The sequence below is a fragment of the Sphingobacterium sp. MYb388 genome (assembly GCF_037479535.1).
GTDB lineage: Bacteria > Bacteroidota > Bacteroidia > Sphingobacteriales > Sphingobacteriaceae > Sphingobacterium > Sphingobacterium anhuiense.
Map to the genome: position 1 here is coordinate 137780 of NZ_JBBGYV010000009.1, position 17734 is coordinate 155513.

General features: G+C 37.3%; 14 protein-coding genes and 1 tRNA gene. 9 read left to right on the plus strand and 6 right to left on the minus strand.

Translation table 11 applies throughout. The features are described from left to right. Nucleotides 1–2: 2 nt before the first annotated feature. Nucleotides 3–1772: a serine hydrolase domain-containing protein gene (locus tag WH188_RS22285; protein WP_237682857.1), complete on the minus strand. Its 1770-nt coding sequence runs from the start codon at nt 1770–1772 to the stop codon at nt 3–5. A 105-nt stretch (nt 1773–1877) separates the two neighbouring features. Here WH188_RS22285 and xseA point away from each other — a divergent pair, with 105 nt between their 5' ends. Further along, the gene (gene xseA, locus WH188_RS22290) at nt 1878–3146 is read left to right on the plus strand and encodes an exodeoxyribonuclease VII large subunit (protein ID WP_132771699.1); all 1269 of its coding nucleotides are present in this window, start codon (nt 1878–1880) and stop codon (nt 3144–3146) included. After that, complete coding sequence (gene xseB / locus WH188_RS22295; protein WP_021190832.1) at nt 3136–3351, plus strand: exodeoxyribonuclease VII small subunit; 216 nt, start codon at nt 3136–3138, stop codon at nt 3349–3351. Before xseA ends, xseB begins: the two co-directional genes overlap by 11 nt. On the opposite strand, the gene WH188_RS22300 is transcribed toward xseB, so the two are convergent. Beyond that, nucleotides 3352–4047: a FadR/GntR family transcriptional regulator gene (locus WH188_RS22300; protein ID WP_168127964.1), complete on the minus strand. Its 696-nt coding sequence runs from the start codon at nt 4045–4047 to the stop codon at nt 3352–3354. A gap of 302 nt (nt 4048–4349) precedes the next feature. On the opposite strand from WH188_RS22300, the gene WH188_RS22305 reads away from it, so the two are divergent. From WH188_RS22305 to WH188_RS22335, 7 genes are read left to right on the plus strand one after another with little or no spacing between them, the layout of a single operon-like run. Beyond that, nucleotides 4350–5273, plus strand: a complete 924-nt coding sequence (locus tag WH188_RS22305; protein ID WP_132771702.1) for a dihydrodipicolinate synthase family protein — start codon at nt 4350–4352, stop codon at nt 5271–5273. Between the two features lies 1 nt (nt 5274). Further along, nucleotides 5275–6390, plus strand: coding sequence for a kelch repeat-containing protein (locus WH188_RS22310; RefSeq protein ID WP_168127965.1), 1116 nt, complete (start codon nt 5275–5277; stop codon nt 6388–6390). 21 nt (nt 6391–6411) lie between these two features. Further along, entirely contained in the window at nt 6412–7641 is a 1230-nt protein-coding gene (locus tag WH188_RS22315; protein ID WP_021190829.1) for an MFS transporter, read from the plus strand. A gap of 25 nt (nt 7642–7666) precedes the next feature. Then, nucleotides 7667–9697: a GDSL-type esterase/lipase family protein gene (locus WH188_RS22320; protein ID WP_168127966.1), complete on the plus strand. Its 2031-nt coding sequence runs from the start codon at nt 7667–7669 to the stop codon at nt 9695–9697. 5 nt (nt 9698–9702) lie between these two features. After that, a complete protein-coding gene (locus tag WH188_RS22325; protein ID WP_168127967.1) occupies nt 9703–10896 on the plus strand; it encodes an AGE family epimerase/isomerase in 1194 nt (397 codons plus the stop codon). Beyond that, nucleotides 10886–12835, plus strand: coding sequence for a family 20 glycosylhydrolase (locus WH188_RS22330; protein WP_168127968.1), 1950 nt, complete (start codon nt 10886–10888; stop codon nt 12833–12835). The genes WH188_RS22325 and WH188_RS22330 overlap by 11 nt, the downstream gene beginning before the upstream one ends. An 18-nt stretch (nt 12836–12853) precedes the next feature. Continuing rightward, nucleotides 12854–14011: a sialidase family protein gene (locus WH188_RS22335; RefSeq protein ID WP_021189375.1), complete on the plus strand. Its 1158-nt coding sequence runs from the start codon at nt 12854–12856 to the stop codon at nt 14009–14011. A 74-nt stretch (nt 14012–14085) separates the two neighbouring features. Here the strand turns inward: WH188_RS22335 and WH188_RS22340 are convergent, their stop codons facing one another. From WH188_RS22340 to purD, 4 genes are all read right to left on the minus strand, one after another. Then, nucleotides 14086–14799, minus strand: a complete 714-nt coding sequence (locus WH188_RS22340; RefSeq protein WP_168127969.1) for a pirin family protein — start codon at nt 14797–14799, stop codon at nt 14086–14088. Nucleotides 14800–14952: 153 nt separating this feature from the next. Further along, complete coding sequence (locus WH188_RS22345; RefSeq protein WP_339424676.1) at nt 14953–15693, minus strand: aspartate/glutamate racemase family protein; 741 nt, start codon at nt 15691–15693, stop codon at nt 14953–14955. Nucleotides 15694–16132: 439 nt separating this feature from the next. Beyond that, nucleotides 16133–16204 (minus strand) — tRNA-Glu (locus WH188_RS22350). A gap of 89 nt (nt 16205–16293) precedes the next feature. Continuing rightward, nucleotides 16294–17568, minus strand: coding sequence for a phosphoribosylamine--glycine ligase (gene purD / locus WH188_RS22355; protein WP_132771710.1), 1275 nt, complete (start codon nt 17566–17568; stop codon nt 16294–16296). Nucleotides 17569–17734: the final 166 nt, after the last annotated feature.

Here is a 17734-nt window from a genome sequence, read left to right on the forward strand (position 1 = left end):
AACTATTTTTTACCTGCTGCTATGGCTTCATAAATAGCGTCTTGAATCCTGCTTCTGATATTGAGGTTAAATAATTTAGTCGAAACCTGAGGGTGAACACGATTTGACAGAAATATATAAACCAGCTGATTAGCAGGATCAATCCAAATACAAGTACCTGTATAGCCCGTATGTCCATAAACAGTTGCATTTGAAAGTTTTGAAGGATACTCATTTTTCAGATTCGGATCCCAACGGTCAAAACCTAAACCTCTCCGACTTGTTAAGGATTGTTTTGATGTGAACAGATCCACTGTCTTTGTCTCAAAATAACGTTCTCCGCCATATTCACCTCTATTTAATAGCAGCTGTCCGTAAATTGCCAAATCATTTGCAGTAGCAAATAGACCAGCATGCCCCGCCACTCCGCCGGCCATTGCCGCTCCTTGATCATGAACATATCCCTCCAAAAGCACTTTTCTAAAGGAAGTATCCTGCTCCGTTGGAATAATATCCTGTTTTGCAAAACGATCCCTTGGGTTATAACCAGCGGTCTTCATACCTAATGGGCGATAGAAATTATCCTGCACATACTTTTGCATCGGTATAGCAGTTTGATGCTCCGCAACCTCTTTCATCACGTACATACTGATATCACTATATACATAATTTCCTTCAGGTTTCACCTCTGAATATAACATCTCAGGCCACATGACATCCCGGTAATAATTATTGACCAGATAACAGCTATCAGCCACTTTCACATGATGAGTCGGTGAATCATAAGATTGTAAATCGCCAGGTTTCAAATTTCTATAAAAAGGAATAAAAGGCGTAAATCCGGCTTCATGTAACATCACACTCTTTAATCGGATATCCCTTTTATTTGTAGCCTTAGCCTGCCAAAGGTAGTCCCCGATAGGCTTATCTAAGTCAACAATCCCCTGTTCGGTCAAACGCATAATTACAGGAGTAGTACCTGCAATTTTACTTACTGAAGCCAAGTCAAAGATATTATGAATAGTTGTTGGTTCTTTTTTACTATAAGTATGATATCCGTAGCCTTTTTCAAATATGACCTGACCATTCTTAATGACCATGACCACAGCACCAGGTGTTGCCTTTTCAGCGATTGCTTCCGCTGCTATTTCATCAATTTTTTTACTTAATCGATCGATGTTGATCTCATCATTCGCGGGCACTGCATATTGGATACGAGTCTGACTAGTCGCTTCACCCATACCTTTCATAAAACTGCTGGAATAAGTTTTCTGTAGTTTATTAAAAGCAGATAGCCCCCCGAAAATTGTCATAGCTGCATTATTCTGCGTTTCGCGAGAAAAATGATCATTCCACAAAATTGGGACTTTCACATTATTCAGCAAAGACAATACATCCCCCTTTCCAAACACAGCAAGAATAATCTTCTTATTATTCATTTTTGCTTGAACAAGCTGTTCTATAAATGGAAATGTTAATGCTTCAGCCTTAACAGCCACAATAACAAGGTTGCTATATTTAATTTGTTCATCAAAACTCCCCAAACCTGCATAAGTTACAGCAGCATAACGGGATATCTGATCATTAAAATCACGGAATAAGCTAGAATCCTGTGTACAAACTGTAATCGTGTACTTGTCCAATTTACCTAAAGGAAGTACAGCGTCGATATTATTAAAAAGAACGGTTTCATTTTTAATAGTCGATTTATATTGCGCATTTACACGATTCATTTGGAGAAATCCTACTGCAAAAATCCCTGAAATTAGAAGTTTTATTCTACTTATCATCATCTGTTTAAAAAGGGTTTATATGTAAATGTACAAATAAAAGAAATACAATCATGCACAAAAACGCATGATCAAAATATTTACATTTAATAATCTTATCTTTGATATATGCCGGAGGTAGTAGAAAACAGAACCATTTTTTCATTGTTAGAAGTAACGCGTAGCATCCAAAAAACTATTGCTGAGCGTTATAAGAGTTTGTATTGGATCAAAGCAGAAATGAATAAACTCAACCATTACTCTCATTCTGGACACTGCTACCCGGAGCTTGTCGAAAAGACAGAAGGAAAGATTGTGGCCGAGATCCGATCCATTTTATGGAAAGCAGACTACCAAAGAATCAACACGCAGTTTCTCAAAATTGCGCAGGAACCTTTGCGAGAAGGAATTACTATGTTATTTCAAGCTAGTATTTCTTATGATCCGATGTATGGTTTAAGTTTACGAATTGTCGATATCGATCCCACTTTCACTTTAGGAGAACTAGAAAAAGAAAGAATAAATAGTATCAATAAACTAAAAGAAGATGGGATTTTTGATTTAAATAGAAATCTACCTTTTCCCACTTTACCCAAGCGGCTAGCAATTATTTCTGTCGAAACTAGTAAGGGTTTATCCGATTTCTATAAAATTATCAATCAAAACCCTTGGGGATATAAAATAGAACAAACCCTTTATCCCGCCTTATTACAGGGGGACAAGTCCGTTCCGTCAATCATCAAACAATTATCAGTCATTGCAGAGCGCTCCGATGCTTACGATGCGGTTGCCATTATTCGTGGTGGCGGAGGGGAAGTTGGCCTTTCCAGCTACAATAACTATTTATTGGCTAAAGCGATTGCAATCTTTCCACTTCCCGTTTTAACTGGCATCGGACATTCTACCAATCTAACTGTGAGCGAGATGGTTGCTTATAAAAACGCCATCACACCAAGTGAATTAGCAGATTTTCTAATTCAGAAATTTCATAATTTCGCCATTCCTTTAGATCAACTGACAACGCGGATACTGCAAAACACCACAACGATTTTTAAAGGTGAAAATGAAAAATTAAAATCGCTTGCATCAGATATTAAATGGTCTTCACAGCGATCAATTCAGCAATCGAAAGTCGATTTAAACTCATTTGAAAAGGATTTAAAAATAAATATTGCCTACATCTTCCGTCAAAAATTTACCACCTTGGATCATCTTGAAAAAATGATCCAATTGGCAGATCCAGTCAGACTTCTAAAAAAAGGATATTCCATTACACAGGTGAATGGAGAACTTCTTGTATCAGTCGATCAGATTAAAAATAACGATATATTGACAACGCAAGTTTGGGATGGTGAGATTATCAGTGTAACTCAAAAAATTAACAAAAATGGAAAATAAATATACATATACCGACGCATTTACAGAATTAGAAAAAATCGTCCAGGAAATTGAAACAGGTAATACAAATATTGATGCGCTTTCCGAAAAAATTAAAAGAGCATCAATATTGATTCAAATTTGTAGAGCACAGTTAACATCCACTGAAGAAGAAGTCAATCTTTTATTAAAGAACCTGACCCCTATCGAAAATGAAGAAGAATAACTAGTGTTTCAATAAGCGATGATAATGATTATCGAGATGTTTTCGCATCCCATCTCTAAAGGAGGAAACATCTCCTTCTTTCAGCAATACAATCAATTGCTTATGCGAAATAAAATCATTGGAAAAAAATTGTTGATTCAATAAACCACCATCGTGCACATATTGAAAAATTGGCAGTAACATCTCCTGGAATTCCATGAGCATCTTATTGCCTGAAATCTTATACAGCTTTCCATGAAAAGCGACTTCTTCCTGTATAAGGAATGATCGTCCGTCACTATTTCTCATCTCCATTTCAACAATTTCTTCCAGCTCAGCAATATCAGTTGCCGTTACTCTGTCAAAAATTAATTCCGCCATTCCGACCTCCAAAGCGAGCCGCATTTCAAAAATATCTTTCAACGTATCATCATCCAGCATAGCCGGATGAAAAACTTTTTTTAAAGGAGTCAATAAGTTAGGATTCGTCAAAACTGCTCCCTTATTTTTTCGTGACTCAATTAACCCCATCATACGTAACCGTAAAAGAGCCTCTCTAATAACAGTTCTAGATACACCAAAACTTTCAGAAAGCTCCAATTCCTTTGGCAATGACTCTCCAATCTGAATATTACGAGCTCTAATTAAATCAATAATATGATTTTCTACTTTGTCTACTAAACTTGAAGTATCAATGCTCTCAAATTTCTCTAACATCGGACTTTTTATTATAATTTCTCACCATCTATCTTAGTCTGTACAAATGTTACACTTTTTTTTATCATTTACTTGCTATAGTAGAGATAAAAGAATAATTTTAATCATTCAAATGTATGACATAATGCTTTATTGTATTTTTAATCAAAATAGAATATGTTGCTAACGACGTCAAGAGTAACAATATCGTGGGTAAACTCATAATAAATTAAAATACGTTATTAATTGAGCCTATCGAATATGTCACACAAATGATAAAAGGAAATAATTTAAAGACCAATTATAAAAAAATATTTACACTCATGAATAATCACAAATTACAGGGCTTAATTGCGGCGCCTTTCACACCAATGCTGGCAAATGGTGATTTAAATCTTGAATCTATCCCTGCTTATTATCAGTTACTGAAACAAAATCAGGTAGCTGGTGCATTTATCTGTGGGTCAACGGGCGAAGGTGTTTCATTAACCTTTGATGAAAGGGTAGCTATTATGCAAGCTTGGGCAAAAGCAACTGCCAGTGATAAAGAGTTTAAAGTAATTACACTAGTAGGTGGAACAAATATTAGAGAATGTTGTTTACTTGCCACAAAAGCTGAACAGATCGGTTTGTTTGGCATTTCATTTACTTCACCTTTCTATTTTAAACCTGCCAATGTAGAACAGTTAGCGAAATGCTGTGAGGAAATTGCAGCAGCTGCACCTAAAACAGCATTCTATTATTATCATATTCCAGTATTAACAGGTGGAAATTTTGCAATGATCGATTTATTGAAAGCAATTGATGGTAAAATTCCCAATTTTGTAGGAATAAAATATACACATGAGGACTTTATGGATTATCTCTCATGTCTAAATTTTGCCAATCGCAAATATGATATGCTATGGGGCAGAGATGAAAACATGTTATCAGCACTAGTCCTTGGTGCCAAAGGAGCTGTGGGAAGCACCTATAATTATGCTGCTCCTCTTTATCGAGCATTAATTGATGCATTTGATCAGGGAGATTTTGAAAAAGCAAATGCTTTACAGCAACAGTCAATTGATATGATCACTTTATTAGGAAAGTATGGTGGTATTGCTGTCGGAAAATCTTACATGAAACTCATAGGTTTAGATTGTGGAGCGTTTAGATTACCTGTTCGCAATATGACAGAAAAAGATTTTGAAAGATTTAAAGCCGATGTTGCATCGCTAAATTTTTCAAGTTTCAAATCAACTTTATAACATGATGAAAACTATTCCTCTTATCTTAAGCACACTCTTATTTATGCAATGTAGCACAACAAAAAATGTAGAAGAGATCACTTGGTCTGTTTCGGACTCTCTACCCAAAACGATTACCGGTCAAGTGCAACTTGGTGTTGCAGGACCTGTTGTAGGAATCCACAGCAATCATTTACTGATCGCTGGTGGCGCAAATTTTCCAGAAAAGATGCCTTGGGAAGGAGGAATAAAAAAATACCAGCATACAGCATATATTTATGCTATAAAAGATCACAATTTACAATTAAAAAATACAATCTCGCTAAACACTTCTACTGCATATGCCGCAAATTGCAGTCAAGAAGAGGGAATTTATACCGCAGGTGGAGAAAATGAAATGGGAGTTTCTTCACAATTTCAGATCTATAGCTGGAACGGAGAACAAAACAACTTCCAAGTAAAAAAGCTTCCCGAACTTCCAATTCCTTTAAGCAATGCAAGCCTGGTGGCAGACGATAACAAGCTCTACTTAATAGGTGGAGAAAATGCGGCGCTTGTTTCAGATAAAATATACCTATACGATCAAAAATGGCAGGAGTATATGCGTCTTCCATATCCATTAACACATACTGTAGCACTTGTTAAAGATCACTTTCTTTATCTATTTGGAGGGCGTACCAGACAGCTTAATGCGATCAGTACATTATATAAAACCTGTTATAAAATTGACTTAAAAACAAAAGAGATTATCCAGATCGCCGATTTGCCAAAAGCTCTTTCTGCAGGAACAGGATTCGCAGATAATAAAGGTAACCTATTCTTAATAGGCGGTGATAATGGTTCAACTTTTCACAAAGTTGAACGGTTAATTCTAGATATAGCACAAGAAACGGCTCCAGATCGCAAAGAAAAATTAATACAAGATAAAGCAATCGTGCAATCCAATCATCCAGGTTTTACCAAAAATGTTTTGCAATATGATGACCAACTAAACAAATGGCATGTCGCCAGCACTTTACCGACAGGATCACCTGTTACCACAACTGCTGTCTTTCATGACCAACAAGTTTATATTCCATCGGGGGAAATTAAAGCAGGCATTCGATCTGCAGGAATATTAACAGGTACCATTAGATAACATCTAAATATAAACCAAATCATGATACAAAATAAAAAATATTATCCTTGGATTGTTGTTGGCCTACTATGGGTGGTTGCATTACTCAATTACATGGACAGGCAGATTCTATCGACCATGCGTCCGACGATGCAGGTCGATATCACTGAACTACAGTCAGCAACTGTCTTTGGACAATTAATGGCCATATTCTTATGGATCTATGGACTGATGAGTCCTGTTTCAGGAATACTGGCTGATAGACTCAATCGCAAGTGGCTTATCGTAGGCTCTTTATTTGTTTGGTCATTAGTCACCTCATTAATGGGATACGCTACAACCTATCCGGAATTAATGATACTTCGCGGTATTATGGGCGTTTCCGAAGCCATCTATATTCCAGCAGGACTATCACTCATCTCGGATTTTCATTCTGATAAATCGCGTTCATTAGCAATTGGTATTCACATGACTGGTTTATATACAGGCCAGGCACTAGGCGGATTCGGGGCAACATTAGCAAGTTCTTATTCTTGGCACAGTACATTCAAAATATTTGGTTTAATAGGAGTATTATATGCTATTGTCCTCATGTTCTTTCTAGCAGAAGCTCCGGTAAGAACGAAAAAATCAGAACAAACAGAAAAACCCATCAATAGTTTCAAAGCTATAGGTATACTCCTGAGCAATATATCGTTTTGGGTCATCTTGTTTTATTTTGCGATACCAAGCTTACCAGGCTGGGCGACAAAAAACTGGTTACCGACTTTATTTTCAGAGAACCTCAATATATCGATGTCGCAAGCAGGTCCACTATCAACAATCACAATCGCGATATCCTCTTTCTTAGGGGTTATTTTTGGAGGTATATTATCTGACCGTTGGATACAAAAGAATGTAAAAGGCCGTATTTATACATCTGCAATTGGTTTATTATTAACAATTCCGGCTATGTTCTTAATCGGATATGGGCAACATATCTACCATGTTGTAGGCGCAGGATTAATGTTCGGTTTTGGCTTCGGCATGTTCGACGCTAATAATATGCCTATTCTTTGCCAATTTGTTCCGAGTAAATTCCGTGCAACAGCATATGGGATCATGAATATGCTTGGTGTTATGGCCGGTGCATTTATTACTAAAGTATTGGGGGCGTCTGCTGATGAAGGTAAACTAGGAAAAGATTTTGCGCTTTTGGCTGTCATTGTATTTGTTGTTGTCATCATTCAACTTGTTGTATTAAAGCCAAAATCAAATGCTTCGCTGGACTAAAAAAATAATTTTAATCACATCTATTATGGTGTATTCCTCCATCGCATTGTATGCTCAGAAAAGAGTGGCATGCATTGGCGATTCAATCACCAAAGGATTAGGATTAAAAAAGGAGAATAAAACATATCCCCAACAACTTCAAGAGTTATTAGGATCAAATTTTAACGTCCAAAATTTCGGGTTTAGTGGTGCCACACTATTGAGCAAGGGACATAAGCCCTATGTCGAAACCCAGGAATATAAACAAGCACTGGCATTTCATCCTGACATTGCGATTATAGCATTGGGCGTAAATGACACTGATCCTCGAAATTGGCCCAACTATAGCGATGAATTTGAACAGGATTACAGTACACTTATCAGTAATCTGAGAAAATCAAACCCCGATGTCTCCATATATATTTGTACCCTTACCCCTATTTTCAGCGGTCATACTCGTTTCTTATCCGGTACAAGGGATTGGCATCAAGCCATCACTGCGTTGATACCAAAAATTACCAAAAATAATCAAGTTAAACTGATCAACATCAATGAACAATTAAAGAGTAGAATCGATTTATTCGAAGATAACATACATCCAAATGTTGAAGGCGCGACCATAATCGCCAAACAGGTAAACCAAGCGATACAGGGAATCGTGCAACCTCTCTCCGTTAAGGCTAACTTTGGAGATCATATGGTCTTACAACGAAACCGAGAAAACCCTATTTTAGGAAAAGCATCATGCAATACAAAAATAGCGTTAAGATTCGATCACAAAACCTATCAAACTCAGTCCGATGAAAATGGTGATTGGTCAATTCTTCTTCCCAAAAGAAGTGCCGGAGGTCCATATGATATTCATATCCAAACGGAACACGAAGAGTTGAAAATTAAAGATATACTTTTTGGCGATGTATATCTAGCATCTGGACAATCCAATATGGCATTTGAGCTAAAAAATGCACGCGGAGGAGACAGTTTAATTCAAATGAATGCACCAAAAGTAAGGTTGTTTAAAAATAACAATCTCGTTCAGACCAATCCGACATCCTGGGACTTAAATACACTTGAAAAGATTAATAAATTAGACTTTTTCAGTGGAAACTGGACTTTACCAACACAAGAAAATAAGGCAAATTTCTCTGCAATAGCTTATGCTTTTGCACTCCAAGTATCTTCTAGGACCAATATTCCAATTGGTATAGTCGAACTGGATGTTCCTGGATCCAATACCGAATCATGGATAGACCGTACAACATTAGAACAAAATAATCTACTAGCAAGCTACATCCATAGTTGGAGGAAATCCGATTTTATACAGGATTTTTGCCGCAATAGATCTGATCAAAATCTGGCACTGTCCTCCGCAAAATATCAACGTCACCCTTATGAACCCGCCTACAATTTTGAAGCCGGTATATTGCATTGGTTACATACGCAATTCACAGCTGTTTTGTGGTATCAAGGAGAAAGCAATGCCCATAATATTGAACTACACGAGCTATTATTTAAAACACTTGTCAGTTCATGGCGCCAAAATTTTAAGCAAGACCTACCTTTCTATTATGTGCAACTGTCAAGTATTGAACGTCCTTCATGGCCGAGATTCAGAGACAGTCAGCGCAAATTGAATACAAAACTTGAAAACACCTACATGGCTGTTTCATCAGATGTCGGTGATCTTTCGGATGTCCATCCTAAAAATAAGATCATTATCGGAAACCGATTGGCGAATCTAGCCCTTGCTCACGAATACAAATTCAAAATCAATGCAGATTATCCAACATTCGACCACTATACCATAAAAAACAATATGATCAAGGTCTACTTTAAAAACTGTAAATCACTTAAAACAAACAATAATCAACCTTTACAGGGATTTACCCTGATCGATGAAAAAGGATATACCTTGCAGCCTGGAAAAATATCAATTCAAAAAAATTGTGTATCGATTGATTTGCCAAGCGATAAAATCATAACTGAAATCCGATACGCATATTCACCCTATAGCACCGCAAATTTGCAAAATGAGGCAGAAGTACCAGCTTCAACATGCAGTTTTAAAATTGACTAAAAACGATGTATACTTTAACACAACTCGAAGAACTCGAAAAATTTTATAAAACACAGCTTCTAGAAGATACTGTACCATTTTGGTTCCCAAAATCATTTGACCATGAAGACGGTGGATTTTTACTCATGCGCGATCAGGACGGAAGTTTAATTGATGATGACAAAGCAGTTTGGATTCAGGGACGAGCAACCTGGTTACTGGCAACACTCTACAACACAGTAGAACCCAAACAAGAATGGTTAGATGGGGCTAAGTTAGGCTATGATTTTATCCAAAAACATTGCTTTGATACTGACGGACAAATGTTTTTCCATGTTACTAAAAATGGTCAATCGATCCGTAAAAGAAGATATTATTTTTCAGAGACTTTTGCCGTTATTGCCTTTGCTGCCTATGCAAAGGCCTCAGGCAGTCAAGAAGCTGCGGAACAAGCTCGTGCTATTTTTGGGAAATGCATCCAATATGCTTCCGGAGAAATCAAATTAGCTCCTAAGTTTACAGACACAAGGCCTTCAAAAGGTATCGGAACGCCGATGATCATGATCAATACGGCACAGCAACTACGTGACACAATCGGTGACCCTCGCTGTGATGAAGCCATTTCCACTTGGATCAAAGAAATTGAAACCAATTTCGTTAAGCACGACCTCAAGGTAGTCATGGAGCAAGTGTCACCGAAAGGAGAAATCATCGATCATATAGATGGCAGAACCTTAAATCCCGGCCATGCCATAGAAGGAGCTTGGTTTATTCTGCATGAAGCGCAATACCGCAACAACGATCCAAAGCTCATCGAGTTAGGCTGTAAGATGCTCGACTATATGTGGGAAAGGGGTTGGGATAAAGAATTTGGTGGTATTTTATATTTTAGAGATTTATATAATAAACCTGTACAAGAATATTGGCAGGACATGAAATTCTGGTGGCCTCAAAACGAAACTATCATTGCGACACTGCTCGCGTATTTATTGACAGGAAACGAAAAGTATGCCGACATGCATCAAAAAATACATCAGTATGGCTATGAAAAATTTCACGATCAGAAGCATGGCGAATGGTTTGGATATCTCCATCGGGATGGTTCAATTGCACAGACTGCGAAAGGAAATCTATTCAAAGGACCATTCCACCTTCCTCGTCAGGAATGGTATTGTTGGACAATTCTTAAAAACTTCTTAAAAGATAAAAATGAATCTTAAGCTCAAATACCTTAGCATTTTACTTCTTAGCATCAGTTTTTTTTCAATTTCGTCTGCACAAGAAAACTTAATTCCATTACCGATCAACATGGAATTGGGGGAAGGTATGCTTGATCTGAAGAAGGGGATTGTTGTAAATGAAAATAATACAGCACTAACGAATGAATATAAACTGGCCAACACCATTCTTGCTGATTGGAAAATAGGAACTAAAAAAGCTGGTCATAACAACAGTCTGCCGCTCTTAACACTTGAGCTATTAAGTGGTTTATCCGAAAATAAGGAAGCTTATCATTTGAAAATTGATGAGAAAGGAATCCACATAAAAGCACAAAATAGTGCAGGCATTTATTACGGATTACAAACATTAAGACAATTTTCAATTCAACAGAAAAAGCTTTCATTTTGTGAGATCAATGACAAACCGGCATTCTCATGGCGGTCTTTCCTCGTTGATGTCGGACGTAATTATCAACCTCTTGCTATCCTAAAAGAACATGTTGATATCATGGCACGTTATAAATTAAATGTTTTACACTTTCATTTTACAGAAGATATCGCTTGGCGTTTAGCCAGCAAAAAATACCCGGATCTTACCGATCCATCTTACATTACCAGAGGTAAAGGTGAACATTATACAGAACAAGAGTTCAAAGAACTAATAAATTATTGCAAACTACGCCATATCTTGCTTTTACCTGAAATTGATATGCCAGGACACAGTGATGCTTTCAAAAGATATTTTGGAGTAGGCATGCAAACGGACTCTGGTATGGTATATATTAAGGAACTTTTAAAAGAATTCTCACAAACCTATACCGATCTCCCCTATTTGCACATTGGAGGTGATGAAGTAAAAATCAGCAATAAAAACTTCATGCCTGAAATCACACAATACGTTGAAGAATTAGGTTATAAAACAATTGGATGGGATCCGGGCAGTAACCTTATGCCACAGACCATTCGACAACTGTGGATGGGTGGTCCCAAAAAAATACTAGAACAAGGGGACCATGTATTTATCGATTCCAAACATCTCTATATAAATCATATGGATCCTTTGGAAACTGTAACGACCTTATTTCATAGAAAAATTGGCGAACAAGATAAGGAGCATAAAAATCTGATCGGAGCAACCTTGTGTTCATGGCCAGATCGTGCAGTAGCCGAACCTCAGGATATGTTTGTCCAAAACGCCATATATCCCGCTCTTGTCACATTTGCAGAACGCAGTTGGCGAGGTGGTGGTATAGCTGGCTGGACATGTAATATTGTGCAAGAAAGTCTTCCTGCTTATCAGGAATTTAAAGCATTTGAAACTAGACTGCTCCATCATAAAAACAGCTATTTTTCTGATAAACCATTTCCCTATGTCAAACAAATAGGATCAAAATGGGAACTGATCGGCCCCTTTCAAAATGAGGGCAATCTTGCAAAAACATTTCCAATAGAAACGAAACCATTTGCACCTGATATAACAGTTACAAAAACAATAGCGGGAGGTACCGTGATACTGAGACATTGGTGGGCAGATATCATACCTGGTGCACTTAAAAATCCACAAGAGAACACAACTTGGTACGCACGTACCAAGATATGGAGTGAAAAAAGCGAGCACAAATTATTCTGGATCGGATTCAACAATCTATCTCGGTCATATGCAAGCAATACACCCCAATTACACACTTGGGATGATCTTGGAAGCCAAGTCTGGGTCAATAATAAAACGATCGAACCGCCTATTTGGAAGCATGCCGGTGCAAAAGGAGATTTAGAAACTCCTCTAGTAGACGAAGGCTATTCCTACAGAGCGCCAACAAAGATTTTATTGAAAAAAGGTTGGAATGAAATTTTAATCAAATTACCGATCAGCGATTTTAAAGGAACCGATTGGCAAAATCCAGTAAAATGGATGTTTACATTTATACAGAGTAATTAATAACCAAAACATTATATCATGCAAAAATTATTTTTAACGTTTTCTATCCTGCTATCATCGACGATGATCCAAGCACAAGAAACGACTGTTTTTAAATCGGGAGATGACGGTTACAAAAGTTACCGTATTCCAGCGATTGTCAAAGATAAAAGTAACAATCTGATTGCATTCTCCGAAGGCCGTGTTGAACATGCCGGAGACTACGGAAATGTCGATATCGTTTACAAAATCAGTTCTGACAATGGAAAAACATGGGGACCTCTGCAGATAGCTGTAGACCAAGATAAATTACAGGCGGGCAACCCCGCACCTATCGTTGATCTATTAGATCCACAATATCCAAAAGGACGAATTTTCTTATTCTACAATACAGGAAATAATCACGAAGGAGATGTCAGAAAAGGAAATGGAATTCGCGAATGCTGGTATATCACTTCTACAGATGGAGGAAAAACATGGGCTGCACCGACAAACATTACAACTGCAGTGCATCGTCCAAATCAACCCGCGTTCAATCCTAATTATACTTTTAAAGAGGATTGGAGAACCTACGCGAATACACCTGGTCATGCTTTACAATTTGATTCCGGAAAATATAAAGGCCGTATATACATTCCTGCAAATCATTCAGAAGGAGACCCAAAACCTGCAGGAAAAGATTATTTTGCACATAGTTATTATTCCGACGACCATGGTAAAACTTTCAAAATCGGAAATACAATAAGTTTTGAAGGTGGAAATGAAACGATGGCCGCACAGATCTCCGAAACAGGATTGTATATGAATACTAGAAACCAACAGGGAAATGTACGAAACCGTATTATTTCTTATTCGAATGATGGCGGAGCAACATGGGATACCACTTTCTATGATAAAAATCTACCAGATCCTGTTAACCAAGGTTCTACCCTATCTTGGAAAAAAGGTAAAAATTATATTCTAGCTGTTTGCAATGCTGCCTCTCAAAAAGATAGAGATAATTTAACATTACGAATCAGTAAAGATCAAGGAAAGACCTGGTATTTTAACCATGTAGTGGCAAAAGCACCTGTGGGCTATAAAGATTCTTATGCCGCCTATTCAGATATTATTCTGATCAACAATAAGAAGATCGGCGTGCTTTATGAAAAGGATAATTACGAAACGATTGTTTTTGACACGGTGTCAATCAAATAGCAACCTGTTGCATCGAACTAAAAAAGTGTCTGAATCTTTAGATACAGACACTTTTTTACTATGTATCTCAAAATTTAAAACATGGGTACTTCAATCAATAAAACTTGAGCATCCGATGTAGAAAGCATATCGATTTCGTTTATTTCCCAAATTCCAACCGCATCTCTGCGATTTAACTTCTCTCCTGCTATTTCGATGGCCCCCTCTAAAACAAATACGTAAACACCATTTGCTTCACTATGCAATTGATAATTAACGGTAGTATCCACCTCAATATCTGCTAAATTGAAATAAGCATCTTGATTAATAAAGACCGCTTGGGCATCTGCTGTATTGGGAGAAACGATCGTCGCAAACTTATTTTTTCGATCTAAATCCAAATATGACTTCTGATCATAACTTGGGGTCAACTGTCTTTCATTCGGGATAACCCAAATTTGAAGAAATTTAACAGGATCTACTTTACTACCATTAAATTCAGAATGCGTAACGCCAGTTCCTGCGGACATAATTTGTACATCACCGGTTTGGATATCACGACTGGTTCCCATGCTGTCTTGATGAGCCAAAACACCCGCTAACGGGATACTGACGATCTCCATATTATCATGGGGATGACGTCCAAAACCATTTCCTGCTTCAACAAAATCATCATTCAAAACACGTAATGCTCCGAAATTAACCTTATCCTGATCGAAATAATTTCCGAAACTAAAAGAGTGGGCACTTTTCAACCATCCAAAGTCAACATGACCACGTTTTTCTGATTTATGTATTATCTTTTGCATTTGATTATAATTATATGTTCAAACACACAAATAACATACCAAGCTAGAAATCAATAAAATAATGGACTATTTAACATGACAGATTGACAAATCTGCTCCTAGAATTTCTTTAAAAGACGCAGGGAAAACTTCCATACTCAAAATAATGAAGCATTATTTCAATTTACCCGGTGAAAAAGCATAAATAAGTGCTCTTGCTAATATCCGGTTTGGATCAATTAAGGTCATGCCATTATGATCATTTTCTGGAAGAGCAAGTGGCAGTTCAGTACATCCCAAGACAATAATTTCTGCTCCTCCTTTTTTTAACTCGTCCATGGCACTATGCAATTCCAGACGGACTTTGTTGGTCACAGGAGTTGACTGCGCTTTGATTCCATATTCCTTATCATATATAGCAGCATGTATCCGCTCTTGCCAATCTTCGCTTGGTTCTACAATTTCGAAACCTTCTTTCAGTAACAAATCTCGATAAAGCCCGCTGTTACGCGTACCTGTAGTGGAAAGGATACCAACTTTTGCTTTTGAATATAATGCCTTCATGTAAGAAATCGTCTCATTAACGAGATGCAGTATTTTAATCTTTTGGTTCGTTTTGGCTAATTCCTGTTCGTACACACCATATATAGGATCTGCATGAGCAGTATTACACGGAATACCAACAATAGTAACACCCGCACTTTCCATCTGTCTTGTGATTGCTGCTAAAGCTATAGCCGGATTAACAGTTGAATGTCCCTTTAAATATTCTGAGCGATCACCAATTAAGTTCGGAAATGAATAAAGCATAACGGGTAAATGTTCCTGATCTGACAGCGCTATAGTTTCTTCAATAATTTTCTTATACAAGTCAAGCCCTCCTAAAGGACCAACACCTCCTACAATACCTATCATATTTCCTCCTTATCTAATCTAACTATCCCTTTCGCCATTTGCATGACCAAAAAGTTTGATTTTATTCCAAAAATAATTCCATTAAATATTTCATAGCATCGATTCCCAAATACGAATTCTAAAATGCTATGACACTTTCTCTTGACGCCTCATAATGGCTCTAAATCCAGGATCTGAACCTGTAGAACATCGCACATTCACACTTTTAAATACGCAAACCAAGTGCCAAAGGAACATGTCGATCTAGCACCTGAACATCAGCATTATTTTTTGTTAATGCACACTCTTTGAGCATGAATTTATGTGTTGATTTATTAAGCTTTTGCTATTCATTTTGCGCTTTGCAAAAATGCATTTATACAGATAGAAAAAATCATACAGGTTTTTTTAGAAAACCATGGACATAAAAAAAGCGACTTAATTTCTTAAGTCGCTTTCGTAGCCCGTAGGGGAATCGAACCCCTGTTTCTAGAATGAAAATCTAACGTCCTAACCCCTAGACGAACGGGCCATTTGGCATCTCCTATAGGATATTTCCCTGTTTGGAGATGCAAATATAGATATTTTTATTAATCTTCCAAAAAAGAATTGAAAAATTTTTTAAATCAAATCAAAACCGATGTCTCTGCGGAAATATTTACCATCGAAATAGATTCTTCCTGCATCAGCAGTTGCCTGTTGCAAAGCATCAAACAACGTATCTTGCAATGTCGTTACTGCGATAACACGACCTCCTGCAGTCACAACATTACCGTCTTGCATGCTGGTACCTGCGTGAAATACAATCGACTCTTTTACATTTTCAATATTTGAAATCACCTTACCAGACTCATAGTTTCCAGGATATCCTCCAGCAACCAGCATAACAGTTACTGCCGTTTTTGGAGTAACAGTATAAGAGCGTGTTTCTAGATTACCTTGAGCAACACCTTCTAATAAGTCAATTAAATCGGACTCAATACGTGGCAAAACAGATTCTGTTTCCGGATCACCCATACGCACATTATATTCGATCACTAATGGTTCGCCGTCAACATTCATCAAGCCAATGAAAATAAATCCTTTATATGGAATATTATCTTTCTTTAATCCTTCAACAGTTGGCTTAATAATACGCTCCTCAACCTTACTTATAAAAGCCTCATCAGCAAAAGGAACTGGAGATATTGATCCCATTCCCCCTGTATTTAAGCCAGTATCACCTTCTCCAATACGCTTATAATCTTTAGCTGAAGGCAATACTTTGTACGAGTTACCATCTGTTAAAACAAAAACAGACAATTCAATACCTTTCAAAAACTCTTCTACAACAACAACATCACTCGCTGCACCAAATTTAGAATCAGCGATCATCGCTTTCAGTTCCAACTTGGCATCTTCCAATGTTTCACAGATCAGCACCCCTTTTCCAGCAGCTAAACCATCAGCTTTCAATACAATTGGTAACTTTTGAGTTTCCAGATATGCAAGCCCCTCCTCCAAATTTGTTTTATCAAAAGAACGTGAAGCGGCAGTAGGAATACCATGACGGTCCATAAATTGCTTAGAAAAATCTTTCGATCCTTCTAGTTGCGCACCTTCTTGCTGTGGACCGATAACAGGTATATGTTTTAAATCGGCACGGTTCAAGAAATAATCATGAATACCTTTTACTAGAGGCTCCTCAGGGCCTACCAAAACCATGTTGACATCATTTTCAAGAACAAAACTTGCGATACCGTCAAAGTCAGTCACTTTTAATGCTACATTTTTACCATACGCACCTGTACCTGCATTTCCAGGAGCAATAAACAAATTTTGAAGACGCTTACTTTGCGAAAGTTTGTAGGCGAAGGCTGATTCACGACCGCCAGAACCAATGATTAGGATATTCATAGCACAAAGATATTTGTTTTAAGCTAATATTGATAGAAAATTTCTAATTGCATTGATATCAAATTCGAAACAACGGATTATTTAATAATTTTTCGTAATTTATTCCAAATTATTGACCCTCAATGTATGAATCTTAAGGCAAGCTTGTTTAGTTTATTATTCATAA

What these genes read in the sequence shown, in the direction of transcription:
- WH188_RS22300 (WP_168127964.1), bottom strand. Translation starts at nt 4,047, where the DNA reads ATGTTAGAGAAATTTGAGAGCATTGATACTTCAAGTTTAGTAGACAAA.
- WH188_RS22285 (WP_237682857.1), bottom strand. Translation starts at nt 1,772, where the DNA reads ATGATGATAAGTAGAATAAAACTTCTAATTTCAGGGATTTTTGCAGTA.
- WH188_RS22325 (WP_168127967.1), top strand. Translation starts at nt 9,703, where the DNA reads ATGTATACTTTAACACAACTCGAAGAACTCGAAAAATTTTATAAAACA.
- WH188_RS22315 (WP_021190829.1), top strand. Translation starts at nt 6,412, where the DNA reads ATGATACAAAATAAAAAATATTATCCTTGGATTGTTGTTGGCCTACTA.
- WH188_RS22310 (WP_168127965.1), top strand. Translation starts at nt 5,275, where the DNA reads ATGATGAAAACTATTCCTCTTATCTTAAGCACACTCTTATTTATGCAA.
- WH188_RS22345 (WP_339424676.1), bottom strand. Translation starts at nt 15,693, where the DNA reads ATGATAGGTATTGTAGGAGGTGTTGGTCCTTTAGGAGGGCTTGACTTG.
- WH188_RS22320 (WP_168127966.1), top strand. Translation starts at nt 7,667, where the DNA reads ATGGTGTATTCCTCCATCGCATTGTATGCTCAGAAAAGAGTGGCATGC.
- xseA (WP_132771699.1), top strand. Translation starts at nt 1,878, where the DNA reads ATGCCGGAGGTAGTAGAAAACAGAACCATTTTTTCATTGTTAGAAGTA.
- xseB (WP_021190832.1), top strand. Translation starts at nt 3,136, where the DNA reads ATGGAAAATAAATATACATATACCGACGCATTTACAGAATTAGAAAAA.
- WH188_RS22340 (WP_168127969.1), bottom strand. Translation starts at nt 14,799, where the DNA reads ATGCAAAAGATAATACATAAATCAGAAAAACGTGGTCATGTTGACTTT.
- WH188_RS22330 (WP_168127968.1), top strand. Translation starts at nt 10,886, where the DNA reads ATGAATCTTAAGCTCAAATACCTTAGCATTTTACTTCTTAGCATCAGT.
- WH188_RS22335 (WP_021189375.1), top strand. Translation starts at nt 12,854, where the DNA reads ATGCAAAAATTATTTTTAACGTTTTCTATCCTGCTATCATCGACGATG.
- WH188_RS22305 (WP_132771702.1), top strand. Translation starts at nt 4,350, where the DNA reads ATGAATAATCACAAATTACAGGGCTTAATTGCGGCGCCTTTCACACCA.
- purD (WP_132771710.1), bottom strand. Translation starts at nt 17,568, where the DNA reads ATGAATATCCTAATCATTGGTTCTGGCGGTCGTGAATCAGCCTTCGCC.